Below are 16,531 nucleotides of genomic sequence, written 5' to 3' on the forward strand. Positions count from 1 at the left end.
AAGTAAATCTTCCTTGTTAGGTTGCCAAAAACCTGTAGCTATAAATGATTGATTATTTGGCTGAATATGAACGTAATATCCGCCTCTAAGGTCTGGTTTTTTTCTATTGAAAGATCCGCCAAAATGGATTTTATAAGGCAATTTATTTTTTGAAAATCTGACATCCCTATATATTCTAAATAATTTAAAACCATCCACAACGTCGTGTTTATTTAAGTTCTCATAGATAGCCTTGTAGGCTTTTTTTGCTTTTGTTTCTAATACTTTAAACTCTGGCTTATTTTCATTAAACCAATCTCTGTTATTATTTTTTTCTAGTTTTTCAAAAAAATCAAGAATATCTTTAGAAAATTTTGGTGATGTCATGCGCTGTTTTTTAAATAATAAAAGTACTTCGAAAGATTTGTTTTAAAAAAAATTAAAGCCACCGTTTTTTTCTAAAATAAATTAACATAAAAAGAAAAAGAATAAACATCCCTGTTAACAATATAAAATATCCATCATCTGAATTAAGCTCTGGCATATTCTTGAAATTCATTCCGTAAATACCTGCAACAAAAGTCAACGGTATAAAAATAGTGGCAATGATAGTTAGCACCTTCATAATTTCATTCATCTTGTTACTTATGATGGTCATATACATATCCATTAAACTCCAAATCATTTCCCGATATAAATCTACAGATTCACTTACTTGAATGATATGGTCGTATAAATCACGTAAATAATTATGTGTTTTTTCTTCAATAAAGGCACAGTCTGTTTTTTCCATGCGACTAATGACTTCTCGCAACGGATAAATTGACCGTCGTATTTTTAAAACTTCTTGTTTTAATTTTTGAATTTGTCCTGGTGTACGATCATCTGCATCTTTAGACTGAAATAGGAAACCTTCTAATTCTTCAACTTTATCACCTAAAACTTCAATAACAGTAAAATAATTATCCACAACTGCATCTAAAATAGCATACATTAAATAATCTGAACCTTGAGTACGAATGCGTCCTTTTGCAGAACTTAAGCGCTCTCGTAAGTCATCAAGCACGTCTCCATCAGCCTCTTGAAACGTTAGTACATAATTTTCTCCAACAATCAAACTCAAATGTTCGTAATGAATCTCGTCATCATTCTTAATAAATAGCATTTTAAAAACTACAAGCATGTAGTTTTCAAACTCTTCTAATTTTGGTCTTTGACCAGTATTAACGATATCCTCTAAGGTTAAAGGATGCAATTTATAGTGCAAACCCAAAGTTTCTATATCTCTTACGTTATTAAGTCCATTAATATTAATCCATGTTACTTGATCATTCCCTTCAAAATTAAAAGCATCTTCAATAGCACTAGAATTTAAACTTGTAAACTCGTCCTTAGAATAATTTACAATCTCAATATTTGTTATTGTAGATTGCTTTTCGCCCTTATATGTGACAGTTCCTGGTGGAAGATTAGATGTTTTGTACGACTTTTTTTTTTTTACTTTCATAAATAGGACACATTATAATGCAGATAAATGTATTAAAACTTTTTGGTATAGCAGACACCTATTTGCTAATTAGTATAGACTATTGAAATCCGATATTTTACACCTCTATTAAAATTACTTTTGAAATATTAATCATTCACTTGCATATTTATTTTTTTTTTACTAATATGCAACCTTAAGAAAAGAAATACAAATACATGGGAAGACCTCCAACAAGACCTATAAAATTTAGAGATGGATTTTATTTAGAAATTAGAAATAAAGGTAAAAATACTGGAATCAAGCTACACAGAGACACTAAGGATCAAATGATGCGAACTATTAAAGAATATGAGCATAGTAAAGATGTTCTTATTCTTGGTGAATCTAAAAACGGAAAATGGGTTAACAAAACGCCTACTTTACACGTTGTGGAGGATTAAAATTTTACAAATTTAAGTGTTGAAACTCAACTTAGTTTTATATGTTATGTATAGGATTTTGTTGAGTTTTTTCGTACTAAGCCCTTGCATTTGGACAAAGCATAAAATTCGTTGTTCTCTTTTTTGTTTATTATAAACACCGTTAGCCCTGAGAAGATAAAGGATGAGGCACATAAACACAATATTTAAATTTTTCTTTTTAGAGAATAAAATACGCTATTTGAACGGATTACTAATTTGGAAGCAACTAGACGAGTGTTAAGAAATTGAACAACTACCCTCTAACTTTCTAAAACATACCATCTGCAAGATATTCATAATATGAAGACAGATATAGAATTACGTTGTTATTCATTACCCTATAACTTCACAATATAGTGCACTAAAGAAGCGTTTTTTATTAGATAGTTTTTTACTTTTTTTCACTATAAATCCTTAGTATGATAAGCGACTAACCCTTCAATTGGTCGTCTTTCAAAATTACCAACGATAAACCCTAATTCTTCTCCAACTTCTTTAATTTCTGTCTCTGAAAAGAATGCAATTGAGCCAGCAAAGTGTACTGGAACAGTTTTTATCTCCTCTTTATACTGAAATATCATGTTTTTAACAAATTGTCTAATTCCGTTTTTGATAAGCTTTTTGATGTATTTAGAATCCTTATTCAAAAACATGAACTCTGCAAAGGTTGCTAAATATGCGTTAGGATTTGGTTGTTTATAAAGATTATACTTTATATAATCGGCTTCCAAATTGTATCGGTCTTCAAAAGCCACTTTAATATCTTCTGGCATTGAATTATAATAATAGTCTTTGATCAGCTCTTTTCCGTAGTAATTACCAGAAGCATCATCCATTAATGTATAACCTAGAGAAATAACACGTTGATGTAATCGTTTACCATCATAATAGCTACAATTAGAACCGGTCCCCATAATGCAAACAACTGCAGCTTCATCATCAGTATTAATAGTAGCGCGCACTGCTGCCATAGTATCTTCTTGAACTTCTATGATTGCGTTTAAGAATATAAGCTGTAGTACATTGGCCAACATTGCTTTTGGTTGTTCTGTACCGCAACCAGCACCATAGAAAAACACATGAGTGACTTGGTTTTTAATAGCCATGAGCTCATCACTCTTTCTAATAATTTTTTTGAGCTTTTTCTCCTTTAAAATTGCAGGATTAAGCCCTTTAGTCCGTATTTTTTCTTGAAGTTGCACTCCTTTATGATCTACTACAATCCAATCGCATTTTGTAGAACCACTATCAACTATTAAAATCATAAGCTAATTTAAAAACATAAATCCGTAGGATAGAAAACTAGACCTACGGATTTATAAATGAATCTTATAAAGAATTTACTTTTTGAGCTAAATCTACAAGTTTATTAGAGTACCCAAACTCATTATCGTACCAAGATATAAGTTTAAAGAATTTTGAGTTTAATTCAATACATGCATCGGCATCAAAAATACTTGTACGTGCATCGCTTACAAAATCTTGAGATACGACAGCGTCTTCAGTATATCCTAAAACACCTTTCATAGAACCCTCAGATGCTTTTTTGAAAGCTGCTTTGATTTCTTCTAATGATGTTTCTTTTGTTGTTTTAACCGTTAAATCTACTACAGACACATCTGCGGTGGGTACACGAAATGCCATACCTGTTAATTTTCCATTCAATTTAGGGATAACTTTGCCTACAGCAACTGCTGCTCCTGTAGAAGACGGAATAATATTTAAGATAGCTGAACGTCCCATTCTGTAATTTTTTGGAGATGGTCCATCAACGGTTAATTGTGTTGCAGTACTTGCGTGAATCGTTGTCATTAAGGCTTCTTCCAATCCAAAATTATCGTCAATAATTTTAGCCATAGGCGCTAAACAATTTGTTGTACATGAAGCATTTGATACAATCGTATGTTCACTTGTTAATTCATTATCATTTACACCCATAACAAACATTGGTACATCCTTACTTGGTGCAGAAATTACAACTTTCTTCGCTCCCGCTTGAATATGGTAATCTGCTGTTTCTAAACTAGTAAAAATACCTGTACATTCTGCAACCACGTCTGTTTCAACTTCATCCCACTTTAAGTTTTTAGGATCTCTTTCTGCAGTAATTCTCACTGTTTTTCCATCGACAACTAAATGCCCATCTTTAACTTCAACCGTCCCATCAAAATTTCCATGAACAGAATCGTACTTTAATAAGTATGCTAAATGCTCTACATCTAACAAATCGTTAATTGCAACTACATCGACATCATCACGTTTTACTGTTGCTCTAAATACGATTCTACCTATTCTTCCAAAACCGTTAATTCCTAATTTTAAATTTGACATATTAATTATTTATTTATTTCTATTAGTATTTAATTATGTGGACAACTATTACGTTGACATGATATCTGAAACTCTTAAAAGCTCCATATTAATTTCTGATTTCCCTTTAACTGCTTGATCCAAAGGCGTCACTGCAATTTTATCACTTAATAAACCTACCATTAAATTAGTTTTACCATCCAATAAAGACTCTACAGCTTTAACTCCCATTCTACTTGCAAGTACACGATCAAAACAAGATGGAGAACCACCACGTTGCATGTGTCCTAAAACAGAAACACGCACATCGTATTCTATCATATTCTCTTCAACATAATCTTTAAGTTCAAACACATTTTTGCCTATTTTATCTCCTTCTGCGACGATAACAATACTTGATGATTTCCCAGATTGCTTACTGCGACGTAACGATTCTAATAAACGCTCTAAGCCTAAATCTTCTTCAGGAATTAGAATTTCTTCTGCTCCTGCTCCTATTCCTACATTTAATGCTATATGACCAGCATCTCGTCCCATAACTTCAATAAAGAATAATCTATTATGTGAACTTGCAGTATCTCTGATTTTATCTATAGCTTCAACTACCGTATTTAATGCCGTATCATAACCTAATGTATGCGACGTTCCGAAGATATCATTATCTATAGTACCAGGAATTCCCATTACAGGAAAATCAAACTCTTCATTGAAAACCATTGCTCCTGTAAATGTACCATCACCACCAATAGCAACCAATCCGTCAATATTAGCATCTAGGAGATGTTGATGTGCTTTTTTTCTACCTTCAGGAGTCATAAATTCTAAGGAACGTGCAGATTTCAAAACGGTTCCTCCTTTATTGATGATTCCTTTCACACTTCGAGCATCCATAGATTTGAAATCACCTTCAATCATACCCTCGTAACCTCTATAGATTCCAACACACTCAATATTATGAAATGCGCAGGTTCTCACTACAGATCTTATCGCAGCATTCATTCCGGGAGAATCTCCTCCAGAAGTAAAAACACCAATTTTCTTTATCTTTTTTGACATATATTTTATGTTGGAAAAGTAAATCTAGTAAACATTAATAAGAATAAAAATGGATTTGATCTTTATTTAACAGGACTACAAAAACTCAAACGTTTTCGTTAATAAATAATATTTAAATTGTTAAAAATGGAGAGGATTAATTGCTTTTTGAGTCTTTTGATGACGTAATATTTATATAATCTGGAGTGAACTTCTCCTCGTTTTCTTTCGTTTTCTCTTCTTCTGGCTTGTCTTTCGCTTTATTTTTTCCTGTAAAGATGATTTTCAACAATTCTTTGAAGGTATCAAATTCTACATTGTAAGCGAAACCTGCTCCTTGTGTGTATCCAATCTCTTCTCCAAAGTTTCTAATACTATTTTCTCTATTAAAAAACGTTGCCTTTAGTGTTCCATCATCATTTAATAGTATATCAATTTGAACGTCACCAGCAATTACCGTTTGGTTAACTCCACCAATGGGAACTCCTACTTTACCATTTATAAGAATTCTATCACTAATGTTTGTACTTAACGTAAGTCCAATCTCGTCATTGGTTTGAAAATCAGTAGTTTGCTGTCCTGCAGTGTAATTTAAATCAACTTGTATTTTATCGTCTTTACTTCCGCCAAGAATACTGTTAAAGAGAGAATTGACACGATCTGATATGGTTCCATATGCATTTTGACCAAGATTAAATTCACTGGCGAAAGACCCAAATGATAATACATTAAGTGCCTGAAACTCCCGAGATTCCTTAGTTTCTAATCGATAATCTAGCTCAGACCTAATATTAGAATCTACTTCAGGGAAATTGAAACTAAAGTCTGGATCTGGTTGTTCTAGCTGACCAGATAAATTGATTTTTACTTCAACGTCTATATTTCTATTTATGGGATTATCTAATAATACTGAGGGGTTAGCTTGTGCTTTATAAACTGCTGTTAAACCTACTTGAGCTTTTAGTGGGTCACCTTCCCAACGAATATAACCATTAGGCTCTACCGTTAGTTTCTTTTGCACTAAGCCTCCATAGGCAAAGTTATAAGTCCCTTCTACAATTTGAAAATCTCCAAACATTTGAAACTTTCCGTTGGTATTAATATCAAAAAGCAGGTTACCATTACCTTTACCTTGAATAGTACTGCCTGAGCTTTTATCAATTACAATTTCGATATCTGCATAAGGATTTACAAAAAGGTTAAATTCCAACTCTAATCCTTTTACTTCCGTATTATTACTAGTTTCTCCTCTTAAACGTGCTTCTTTCTCCTGTGGACTTAAAAAGTGCATATAAGAGTTGTCTCCATAACTCTCTAGGTCACTTAAAGGAATTTTGAAGACTGTACCTTGAGCCGTACTCCCATTAAATTCTATTTTTAGATTATCTGTAGGTCCAGATATATCTGCTTGTCCATTTACAAATGCTGTCCCGTAATACAACTCTTCTTCATCATAAGCTGTATTTAGAACTAATAAACGATTTGTATCAATTTCTAAACCTAATTTCCAATCTGAAAAATTTTGATGTGCAATGAAACCGTTTAAAGTCGCTTTTGAAAAGAACTCAGAATCAGTGATTTCAACCTCTTGAAATATAAAACGCTGTGATTCTAATTTTACTTGAGAATCAAAATCGAAGCTGTAGTCTATATTTAAATATGGTATCGTTATTCCTGCGTTGTCTAACAATAAATCGCCGTTAAATTGAGGGTCGTTTAATTGTCCTGTAACCTTCGCTCTTCCTGAGACTAAACCTCTAATATTGGTGATTACACCTGCTCCAAATGGATCTAGTGGATCTAATAAAAACTCTTCAAAGATCACATCTAAATCGATACGGTTTCCATCTACATCTATCAATCCTTTTGCATCTAAAGATTTTAAGTTATCATTCTTTAGCGTAACATCAACCGTATAACTCGTTAAGGATTGATTCCCTTTTACACGAGCGTTAAGCTCTCCTAACTCATAATCATTAGCTTTCAAATCACTAATAACTATTGTAGAACTTGGCAAATACACACCCTCTTTTTGAAGGATGTCTAATTTCCCATTAACGCGACCTTCAAGAGATAAGCTATCAATTCTAGGTGTGATTTTAGTTAAATCAACATCTGTGAAATCTAACTTTAAATCTTTATAATTATCACTTAAAATTTGTCCTGATAGTTCAATACGCTCTTCAAAATGGTTCATGACCATTTCACTAATATCAAAATTCTTAAAATCACGCGTGAATGCAATTTTATTGAGTTTGTTTTTATCTTCGTTAATAACCCATCTATTATCTTTAAATACAACTTCAGATTTTCTAAAACCTACAACAGACTTATTATTCTCATCGATAGTATAAAACATATTAAGATTAAAATCGTCAACATTTTGTTGACCTCCTTTAAATTCAGATTTAATGAATAATGTATCGCGTTGGGTTACATTAATTAAACTAAATTTTGAGACATCATAAAACTTTGTACTTAAGGTATCTATCTCAATATACGTGTTAAATAAAGGATTACTGTTATCAATTAAAATTGAGATATCATTCGCAAAATAATCTAGAAGTTTAATTTGTGGTGAATTAAACGTAACATTGAATTGTTTCTCATCTGTTTCAATTCGCCCTTTTACAGTTGTATTAGGTCCAAGCTCTAAATCATGGTAAAACACTTCAACAATTTTATTATAAATTTTAAAATTAAATTCTAAATATTGATCTGTTTCAATTTCATTTGGAACATAATTAGTATAAATACTACCAACCGAATTTTCAACCAATTTGCCTATATCTGCAAATCTAAAATCTCCGCTCATGGTTCCTTCAATGATATCTGGAGAATTAATTGTTACGCTATGCTTCTTATCAAGAAATTTAGATTCTATTTTAAAATCTTTGAAAAAGTATTCGTCATGTTCATTAATATAGGTTGTGTTTTCAAACTCTAATGTACCAAATGCATCATCAATTGTAGAGCCTCTCATTGAGGTCCTTACTTTTCCTCTAAATACTGAAATACTGTCTTTAGTAATAAAATTTAGTGCTCTTAGATTAGCGTATTCTACATTGGCATTAAAATCGAATGCTTTGATATCATTAGATAAATCTGCAAGACCATCAAATTTAAACTTAAAATTTTCATCCTTAGATTCTAAAAGGCCGTTAAAAATTTGATTTCCTAGTTTTCCAGAAACATCAACACCTTTATAATTGTAATTATTGTATTCTATTTGAAAGACTTCACCTGCAACTTGAGTACTCAAATTTTCAAGTGTAAAGCCTTTGCCATCAACATCTAAATCAAAAGATGTTGTTTTTATATTTGGGTCATTAAGTAACCCACCTAAATCAAACTCATCAAAAACAATATTTCCAATATAACTAGCATTATCAATATCATCAATACGAGTCATTTTCATATCAGACACAATCAAACCTAAATCTGTATGAATATTAATATCTGCATCTATAGTTGTATCTGTGATGTATGAGGTTCCTGTTATTCGGAAATCTCCAAGTTTTGAAAATACTGATGGTATCGATTCACCTAATATATTGGGTAACAAAGCTCGTAAATCATAGTAATTTGAAGATAGATTATCAAATCTAGCATTCATTGAAAAGTCGCCCTCTTCTTTACTTAATAAATTTTTAAAATTAATATCCCCATATATTTTACTTCTCCCACTGGCATTTAGCCTTAAGTTTTCTGCAGTTAAATCATTTAAAGTACCAGATAAATTGACATCTATAATTGCTTTTTGATTGCTTCCAAATTCATTGTAAAATGTATTGAGATCATTGAGATAAATTTCCGCATCCTTAAAGTTAGCCTTGACTTTAACCTTATCTTCAAAATCCTTAAAATCTTCGCGATTATAATCAAAACGCAAATTTCCGACGAGATTAGATTTTTCAGTTTTAATACTTAAATTATCAAAAATCATGTGGTTTAAAGTGTACTCAAAATCGGTCACCATATTTTTAACATAAGCACCTCTGCTATCCTTGAAATTTAAGGTGTTTATTCTTGCATTCACATTACTTCCTGAAATGATAAAGTTTGTTGAATTAATATTAAGATCGTAAAACTCTAATACGTTCTGTGTTTCTCTATTTTCGTCAATTAACCTGAATGTACTCTCATAAATAGAAACATCGCTAGAGGATAATAAAAAAGTACTTTTATCTTTTCTTGGATTATTCTCGTCAAATTTATCTACAAAGACATCAAGATTTGTATTCTCTTCACCTTTATATGTTTTAACATTGAATGTCAAGTTTATAATATCAATATCTCCAAAATTAAGCGTACCATCAATAATATTTCTATAGTTTAGAATTGATGTATTAATCTCCTCTACAGCAATCAAAGTGTCTTTTCTGTAATCTTCAATGTAGATTTCCTTGAGTTCTACATCGCCATTCAATTGCAATCCAATTTTACCTATATTTATATGAGTACCAAAGTCTTCATTGATAGTACTTGTTACATATTTCCCTAAACTGGTCTGTACTGCAGGAATAGAAAGTATTAGCACCAAAATGATGAACAATAGCAAAATAATTGCTAAAATCTTTGATACTATTTTAAAGAATTTTTTGATATGCCTTGAAAGTTATAACTTTGTCCTCAAAATTAACAATTATTGTGCCTAATTTATATTAATGAGCCTACAAAATATATATATTCTCGCTATTGAGTCGTCCTGTGATGATACTGCTGCTGCTGTTATGCATAACGGTAAAGTTTTAAGTAACATTGTGGCTAGTCAAAAAATCCATGAAGAATATGGTGGTGTTGTACCAGAATTAGCGTCTAGAGCACATCAACAAAATATTGTTCCCGTCGTGGATCAAGCACTAAAAAAAGCAGAGGTCAACAAATCACAGCTTAGCGCTATTGCATTTACTAGGGGTCCTGGTTTGATGGGCTCTCTATTAGTAGGCACCTCATTTGCAAAGTCATTGGCTTATGGTTTAGGGATCCCGTTAATAGATGTCAACCACATGCAGGCTCACATTTTAGCGCACTTTATCGAAGAAGATGATTTTGAAAAACCGCCATTTCCGTTTTTAGCAATGACAATTTCTGGAGGTCATACGCAGATCGTAAAAGTAAAGTCATATTCCGAAATGGATGTTATTGGAGAAACCATCGATGATGCTGTTGGAGAGGCTTTTGATAAAAGTGGAAAACTATTGGGTTTAGGTTATCCTGCTGGTCCAGCAATTGATAAACTCGCTAAATTAGGAAACCCTAAAACATTTAAATTCACAAAACCTAAAGTGAGCGGATTGAATTTTAGTTTTTCCGGATTAAAAACTGCCATACTATATTTTATACAGAAACAAGTGAAAGCAAACCCTAATTTTATTGAAGAGAACTTAAACGATATTTGTGCGTCTATTCAATATACGATTATCGGTATTTTAATTGATAAACTAAAATTAGCTTCAAAAGAAACAGGTATCAAACATATTGCTATTGGTGGTGGAGTTTCAGCAAATACGGGAATTCGTCAAGCCTTAAGAGACGGAGAACACAAATTTGGATGGATAACATACATCCCAAAGTTTGAATACACAACAGATAACGCTGCGATGATTGCTATTGTTGGGCATTTAAAGTATTTAGATGGCGCTTACGCTGAGCAAAATGTGATGGCTTCTTCTAGATTGAAGATTTAAGTTAGTAGGCAGTATTTAATGAATCTTATACAGTGTTTACTCAGATGAATAATTCTTGTGATGCCAAAAACATTCCTTAAAAAAATACTGCGCTTAATTAAACCGTTACTTTTATCTTTTAACTAATACTCAATGGCCAGCTATTTTTACGACATCCTAGAAACAATTACCCTTTTTTAGATGGCTTTTTTAGTGGGTTTTCAATAGTGGTTATAGTTTCACTAATTATTAACACGTTTACTAAAAATAAGCTAGTCCTTAGTTTTAGAAACAAATCCATAAAAACGATAAGAGCACTTTCTGTAATTTATTTTATAATACACCTACTTTTCATAGTTAGTTATTATTGGTCAAACCAAGTTGGTTTTTTTTTAGCAAGAGAGCAACTGGTCCTTATGCTTGGGCTTATTGGTTCATGCAACTACGACCGCTAATTTTTTGCTTGTTATTGCAATTATTTTGGTTCAATAAAATAACTTCATGACTAAAATGTGTAGGGTTATTAACAATCTTGATTCCTTTTATTACAATTCCTTCTGGAGTGTTTTTTGAAAGACTAGTTATACTCATCACCTCATTTCGTAGAGATTATTTACATAGTAATCAAACCATGGGAATATTTATTGTACTGAGCGTGATTTGGTGTTTTCTAGAAAAATGTATTATGTATTATGTTTTGTGCTTTGGTATTTATTAGTTTTTTGATCGGTAAAAAGCAGTAAACCTCTAAAGAGTAGTCACATAAAACTTTCTCAATTTTTGAAAAATTTTTATTCCTAATAAGTCCTTGCAAGAAAAAAATAATCACTCAAACTCCACCGAATTTAATATTAAACCAGAAGCGGGAGCTACATAATCCATGACCTCAATACTTTCTGGTTTTAATGAGTTTTCGATATAAGCCAAGTCTACGTCTCCTCTACCTAATTTAATAAGTGTCCCCATCATCAAACGGATTTGGTTTCTCCCAAAACCTTTTCCTCTTACAATAAGTGTATAGGTCTTCTCAGGGAAGAAATTAGCTGTGAATAAACTATTTTCTATAAGCTCACAACTGTCTATTGTTCTTGTATATAAACCTTTGTCTGTTGCTCTAAAACAGTAGGGTTTAAAATTGTGGGTGCCTTCAAATAGTCGCGCTCCTTGTATCATCAACTCCAGATCTAAATCATCCAGAATGGTCGTCATTAGTGGAGCACAAAAGGGATGACACTTTTGTCCGTAAGTAAATAAATAAATATATTCCTTAATTTTTGAATGCTGGATGATATTAAACGTTGCATCAACTTCTTTAATAGCTAAAGCTCTCAAATCTTGTGGAAGATTGTGATTAAATAACGCTAAAAAAGCAGCTTCATCTTCAATTTTTTCATAGATAAATAACTCAAAAGCTGTTTCATTCGCAGATACCATGGCATCTGTACGACCAGATCCTAAAGTTTTAAATGCCACACCATCAAGAATAAAATTAAACGTTCTATCAATCATTAAATGAATCGTTTTTAACTTAGGTTGTTTCTGCCAACCATGAAAACGATAGCCCAAAAACTGAATCTTAATTAAATAGTAGTAACGTTTATCAATCATAAGGGCAAGAACGCTATTTTATGAGTTTTTACAAAATTTTTGCCGGCTTTGTTATTGGTAATTATAGAATGAAGTTCTATTTTTAAGCATAAAAATTTCTAGTGTATAAAAAATATCCATTTGACCCCTCGATAAAACACCATATCCTAATAGCCCTAGGTCTTGCGTTATGGGTTTTTCTGTTTCTGTATTTTACAGAACCTATGGATGTTAACGAATTTAATGATCGTGAGAAATTAATCTATTTACCGCTCTACGGTCTAATTACAGCCATAAGTTATCTATGCTTTATCCCATTTCAAAATTGGCTCTACAAAAAATATAAATTGCAGTGGCAACGTATCCATGAGTTTATATTTTTATTGGTTTTCGTAGTTGTTTCCATGATATTTGCGAGATTATTATATCTCTACGTAATTGTTTATGGTCAACCAAACCCTTACACTTTAGGATATCATTTCACAAGCATATTTTTACCCGCTTTAACCGTAATTCTTCCCATTTTGATTATTGGTCGTTTTGCCTTCGGAAAATATAAAAATAAGAAACTCGAAGAACAAAAAATTGAAATTCAAGGCGAAGGTCATTACGAAAGTTTGCGATTACTTCTGAATGATTTGATTTGCATTCAATCTTCAGATAATTATGTGGAAGTTTTTTATATTGACGGAACAATGCTTAAAAAAAGTCTCATTAGAAATACACTGTCAAAAGTATCTAATTCATTTCCCGAATTATTAAGAACGCATCGCAGCTTTGTTATTAATCCGTTCCATTTCAAATCTTGGAAAACCGAAAAAGGAAAACACTTTTTGTTACTTGCTCAAGACATTGAAGTGCCTATTTCAAAAACATACCTAGAGGACGTAAAAGAAACTTTAAGCGTTTGATTATAAGTTCATGTTCTAAAAAACGCGATACATTCAACTCCTTTAATAATCGTTTATTTAAAGAATAAATAATTGATAAAAGTTTCATTGTAATTCTGCCACAGGACAGAATCATTTCGCCCCAAACGCTTATTATTACTGAATACTGTGTGATTTATAAAATACATTTGCCCCAGAAAGTTTAATCACATAAAAATCATTTATCATGAAAAATTTAATGACATTTAGTATCGTATTCCTATTCACAATCACATCTGTTTTTTCACAAGTTGAAACTTGCGACTGTAATACCGATTTAGATTTCGTTGTTCAAAACATTCAAAAAATGCCGTCTTACAAAAAACAAATTAAAGGCGACAAAGAAATCCAATTCGAAAATTTATATACGTCACTTTCAGAAAAAATGGAACAACCTGTTTTAGTTGAAGCCTGTTATAAAATGCTATTAAAACAAATGTCTTTAGTAAATGATGTACATGCTTCTCTGCGTTTTAAGGATACTTATTTAACTACAGAAAACGCAAAAGATAGTGCTAAATTGAGTGCGTTTAAAACTAGCGAACTCTTTAAAAATCATCCTAAAACATTGCGAAATCTTTCAGAATTGAAAGAGGAATTATCTAAAAAAGCAATTGGCGACTTAGAGGGAATTTACAATTATGGAGATCAACAAAAAATAGGAATCTATTATGCAGATAATAAAAGGGACTTCATTGGTGTCGTATTAAAGAGTCAAATAAATCAATGGGAAGCTGGTGAAATCAAATTTTATTTAACGCGTACCAATGGATTAAAATACGATGTGTATTATTATAACACAGAAACGAGAACACCAGGATTAGTTAAAAGCATGTCTTTTGAAAACGGAAGAATATGGAGCTATAAAAAGGAAGGAAATACCGATAATGCAGAAATCGAAATAGAAAATAAATCGAATTGGGATTTTAAACAAATTAATAAGAATGTACAATATGTGTATTTTGGTAGCTTTAGTAATTCATCTAAAAACAAAAAAGCATTTAAAGAATTCTATGAAAAACATAAGAATTCATTTAATGCAAAACATATTATAATTGATTTGAGAAGTAATGGTGGTGGTAACAAAAAGCACTCAGATCCTTTTATAAAATTATTCAAAAAAAGTAAGGCAAAAATACATGTTCTAACTAATTCTTTTACAGGGAGTAATAGTGAACAATTCACAACAAAACTTAAAGACATTAAAGGCGCCACTCATCTGGGCCAAACTACTTATGGAGTCATTGCATATGGCACAAACTATGGCAAAAGTTATGACACACCATCAGGACATTTCATGATAACGCCCACAGATATGAATTTCCATAAATATATTCAATACGAAGGAAAAGGAGTCTCTCCAGAAATACCATTAGATTTTGATAGAGATTGGATTGAACAAACTTTAGAAATCATTGAAAAAGACGCTCTGTAAAATTAATAAGAGTTTTATGTGGTTCTAATGCACGATTAAACTTTCTATTTATCATCATTAGAAAAAAAGCCATCACAATTGTGATGGCTTACTTTTTATTTCTGACGACTTTTTAAAACATCTACAACATCATTCAATTTAAAACCTTTAGCTTGTAATAAAATCATATAATGAAATAGTAAATCTGCACTTTCGTCTAAAAACAGTTTATCATCATTATCTTTTGCCTCAATAACGACTTCCACGGCCTCTTCTCCTACTTTTTGAGCTATTTTGTTGATCCCTTTAGCAAATAAAGAAGCGATATAAGAGGTGTCTTCTGTGGCATTATTTTTTCTGTTCTCAATTACAGTTTCTAAATCTGAAAGAAACCCAAAACTTTGAGTATTATCGTCATTCCAACACGTATCAGAACCTTTATGACAGGTTGGCCCTTGAGGATTGACTTGTACTAAAAGAGTATCGCTATCGCAGTCTAACTTCATTCCAACGAAATTTAGCACATTACCACTTTCTTCTCCTTTAGTCCATAAACGTTGTTTCGTTCTACTAAAAAACGTCACTAATGTAGTTTCAATTGTTTTCTTTACAGCCTCGTCATTCATATAACCTAACATTAATACCTTATGGGTTGAAGCATCTTGAATAATTGCTGGTACGAGTCCGTTATTTTTATTGTAATCTATATTCATATTCTATTACTCCTTTCTTATTAAGGAACTATTTTAATTAAAGTTATCATTACTGCAAAGGCAGTATACGTATTGTAATTTAATTGTTTATGTATTCCAAAACAGACTTCATGGAACTCTGCTTAGACATACTCTAAAATATACTTTTATTTCAACAATCCTTAGCGTCCATAAAGAATGACGATACAGTTATAGTCGTACTTCTATATCATTCTTTCTTAATTCTCGTTTCAAATCCAGAATCTCAATCTCACCAAAATGAAAAACGCTAGCAGCCAAAGCAGCATCCGCCATACCCTCTTTAAATGTATCTACAAAATGTTGAACTGTTCCTGCGCCTCCAGAAGCGATGATTGGAATATTTAAAGTTTCTGAAAGTTTAGCTAAAGCTTCATTTGCGAATCCAGCTTTTGTTCCATCATTATTCATAGACGTAAATAAAATCTCTCCAGCACCTCTTTGCTCAACGTCTCTTGCCCAATCAAATAGATTTAGTGCTGTTGGTATCGTTCCTCCTGCTAAATGGACAATCCATTGATTGTTTATTTGTTTCGCATCAATGGCTACAACAACGCACTGACTGCCAAATTTATTAGATAATTCATTTACTAAATCTGGACGCTTTATAGCACTTGAATTTATGGAAATTTTATCAGCACCACACTTTAATAAATCATCAACATCTTCAATAGATGAAATCCCACCGCCAACAGTAAAAGGGATATTAACTTGTTCTGCAACTTTCAAAACCAGGTCATGCATTGTTTTACGACCTTCTAAAGTTGCAGAAATATCTAAAAACACTAATTCATCTGCGCCTAGATTCGCATATTGCTTAGCAAGTTCTACTGGATCTCCAGCATCACGTAAATCTATAAAATTGACCCCCTTAACAGTACGACCGTTTTTAATATCTAAGCATGGAATAATTCTTTTTGTGAGCAT

Annotated in this window: 13 protein-coding genes; 4 read left to right on the plus strand and 9 right to left on the minus strand. The window is 31.8% G+C overall.

The annotated features are described in order from the left end of the window. On the minus strand, window positions 1-366 hold a 366-nt coding region (locus ACJAZK_RS07845), incomplete at its 3' end, for a TIGR02453 family protein (protein WP_415223443.1). Between the two features lie 52 nt (window positions 367-418). Next, a complete protein-coding gene (gene corA / locus ACJAZK_RS07850; protein WP_415223444.1) occupies window positions 419-1,486 on the minus strand; it encodes a magnesium/cobalt transporter CorA in 1,068 nt (355 codons plus the stop codon). A gap of 197 nt (window positions 1,487-1,683) precedes the next feature. Here corA and ACJAZK_RS07855 point away from each other — a divergent pair, with 197 nt between their 5' ends. Continuing rightward, complete coding sequence (locus ACJAZK_RS07855) at window positions 1,684-1,908, plus strand: hypothetical protein (RefSeq protein WP_028870943.1); 225 nt, start codon at window positions 1,684-1,686, stop codon at window positions 1,906-1,908. Between the two features lie 425 nt (window positions 1,909-2,333). On the opposite strand, the gene ACJAZK_RS07860 is transcribed toward ACJAZK_RS07855, so the two are convergent. The 4 genes from ACJAZK_RS07860 to ACJAZK_RS07875 all read right to left on the minus strand — a co-directional run bounded on the left by ACJAZK_RS07860 (window position 2,334) and on the right by ACJAZK_RS07875 (window position 9,829). Further along, window positions 2,334-3,194, minus strand: coding sequence for an N-acetylglucosamine kinase (locus tag ACJAZK_RS07860; RefSeq protein WP_415223445.1), 861 nt, complete (start codon window positions 3,192-3,194; stop codon window positions 2,334-2,336). Between the two features lie 64 nt (window positions 3,195-3,258). Beyond that, window positions 3,259-4,260: a type I glyceraldehyde-3-phosphate dehydrogenase gene (gene gap / locus ACJAZK_RS07865; protein WP_415223446.1), complete on the minus strand. Its 1,002-nt coding sequence runs from the start codon at window positions 4,258-4,260 to the stop codon at window positions 3,259-3,261. A 48-nt stretch (window positions 4,261-4,308) separates the two neighbouring features. Then, complete coding sequence (pfkA, locus tag ACJAZK_RS07870) at window positions 4,309-5,295, minus strand: 6-phosphofructokinase (RefSeq protein ID WP_415223447.1); 987 nt, start codon at window positions 5,293-5,295, stop codon at window positions 4,309-4,311. A 136-nt stretch (window positions 5,296-5,431) separates the two neighbouring features. After that, a complete protein-coding gene (locus tag ACJAZK_RS07875; protein ID WP_415223448.1) occupies window positions 5,432-9,829 on the minus strand; it encodes a translocation/assembly module TamB domain-containing protein in 4,398 nt (1,465 codons plus the stop codon). Between the two features lie 112 nt (window positions 9,830-9,941). Here ACJAZK_RS07875 and tsaD point away from each other — a divergent pair, with 112 nt between their 5' ends. Next, window positions 9,942-10,964: a tRNA (adenosine(37)-N6)-threonylcarbamoyltransferase complex transferase subunit TsaD gene (gene tsaD / locus ACJAZK_RS07880; protein ID WP_415223449.1), complete on the plus strand. Its 1,023-nt coding sequence runs from the start codon at window positions 9,942-9,944 to the stop codon at window positions 10,962-10,964. 804 nt (window positions 10,965-11,768) lie between these two features. Here tsaD and ACJAZK_RS07885 read toward each other — a convergent pair. Continuing rightward, window positions 11,769-12,551 (minus strand): tRNA pseudouridine(38-40) synthase TruA, encoded by a 783-nt coding sequence (locus ACJAZK_RS07885; RefSeq protein WP_415223450.1) that lies wholly within the window; start codon window positions 12,549-12,551, stop codon window positions 11,769-11,771. 203 nt (window positions 12,552-12,754) lie between these two features. Between ACJAZK_RS07885 and ACJAZK_RS07890 the strand changes: the two genes are divergently transcribed. Together ACJAZK_RS07890 and ACJAZK_RS07895 are read left to right on the plus strand one after the other, a co-directional pair. Continuing rightward, window positions 12,755-13,441 carry a LytTR family DNA-binding domain-containing protein gene (locus ACJAZK_RS07890; RefSeq protein ID WP_415223451.1) on the plus strand — a complete coding sequence of 229 codons (687 nt, stop codon included), beginning with the start codon at window positions 12,755-12,757 and terminating at the stop codon, window positions 13,439-13,441. Between the two features lie 205 nt (window positions 13,442-13,646). Then, window positions 13,647-14,894, plus strand: coding sequence for a S41 family peptidase (locus ACJAZK_RS07895; protein WP_415223452.1), 1,248 nt, complete (start codon window positions 13,647-13,649; stop codon window positions 14,892-14,894). A gap of 95 nt (window positions 14,895-14,989) precedes the next feature. On the opposite strand, the gene hisIE is transcribed toward ACJAZK_RS07895, so the two are convergent. After that, entirely contained in the window at window positions 14,990-15,586 is a 597-nt protein-coding gene (gene hisIE, locus ACJAZK_RS07900) for a bifunctional phosphoribosyl-AMP cyclohydrolase/phosphoribosyl-ATP diphosphatase HisIE (RefSeq protein ID WP_415223453.1), read from the minus strand. Between the two features lie 189 nt (window positions 15,587-15,775). After that, entirely contained in the window at window positions 15,776-16,531 is a 756-nt protein-coding gene (gene hisF, locus ACJAZK_RS07905; protein ID WP_415223454.1) for an imidazole glycerol phosphate synthase subunit HisF, read from the minus strand.

It is taken from the genome of Psychroserpens sp. (assembly GCF_047633235.1).
Taxonomy (GTDB): Bacteria; Bacteroidota; Bacteroidia; order Flavobacteriales; family Flavobacteriaceae; genus Psychroserpens.

What these genes read in the sequence shown, in the direction of transcription:
- corA (WP_415223444.1), bottom strand. Translation starts at nt 1,486, where the DNA reads ATGAAAGTAAAAAAAAAAAAGTCGTACAAAACATCTAATCTTCCACCA.
- ACJAZK_RS07855 (WP_028870943.1), top strand. Translation starts at nt 1,684, where the DNA reads ATGGGAAGACCTCCAACAAGACCTATAAAATTTAGAGATGGATTTTAT.
- ACJAZK_RS07860 (WP_415223445.1), bottom strand. Translation starts at nt 3,194, where the DNA reads ATGATTTTAATAGTTGATAGTGGTTCTACAAAATGCGATTGGATTGTA.
- gap (WP_415223446.1), bottom strand. Translation starts at nt 4,260, where the DNA reads ATGTCAAATTTAAAATTAGGAATTAACGGTTTTGGAAGAATAGGTAGA.
- pfkA (WP_415223447.1), bottom strand. Translation starts at nt 5,295, where the DNA reads ATGTCAAAAAAGATAAAGAAAATTGGTGTTTTTACTTCTGGAGGAGAT.
- tsaD (WP_415223449.1), top strand. Translation starts at nt 9,942, where the DNA reads ATGAGCCTACAAAATATATATATTCTCGCTATTGAGTCGTCCTGTGAT.
- ACJAZK_RS07885 (WP_415223450.1), bottom strand. Translation starts at nt 12,551, where the DNA reads ATGATTGATAAACGTTACTACTATTTAATTAAGATTCAGTTTTTGGGC.
- ACJAZK_RS07890 (WP_415223451.1), top strand. Translation starts at nt 12,755, where the DNA reads ATGGATGTTAACGAATTTAATGATCGTGAGAAATTAATCTATTTACCG.
- ACJAZK_RS07895 (WP_415223452.1), top strand. Translation starts at nt 13,647, where the DNA reads ATGAAAAATTTAATGACATTTAGTATCGTATTCCTATTCACAATCACA.
- hisIE (WP_415223453.1), bottom strand. Translation starts at nt 15,586, where the DNA reads ATGAATATAGATTACAATAAAAATAACGGACTCGTACCAGCAATTATT.
- hisF (WP_415223454.1), bottom strand. Translation starts at nt 16,531, where the DNA reads ATGCTCACAAAAAGAATTATTCCATGCTTAGATATTAAAAACGGTCGT.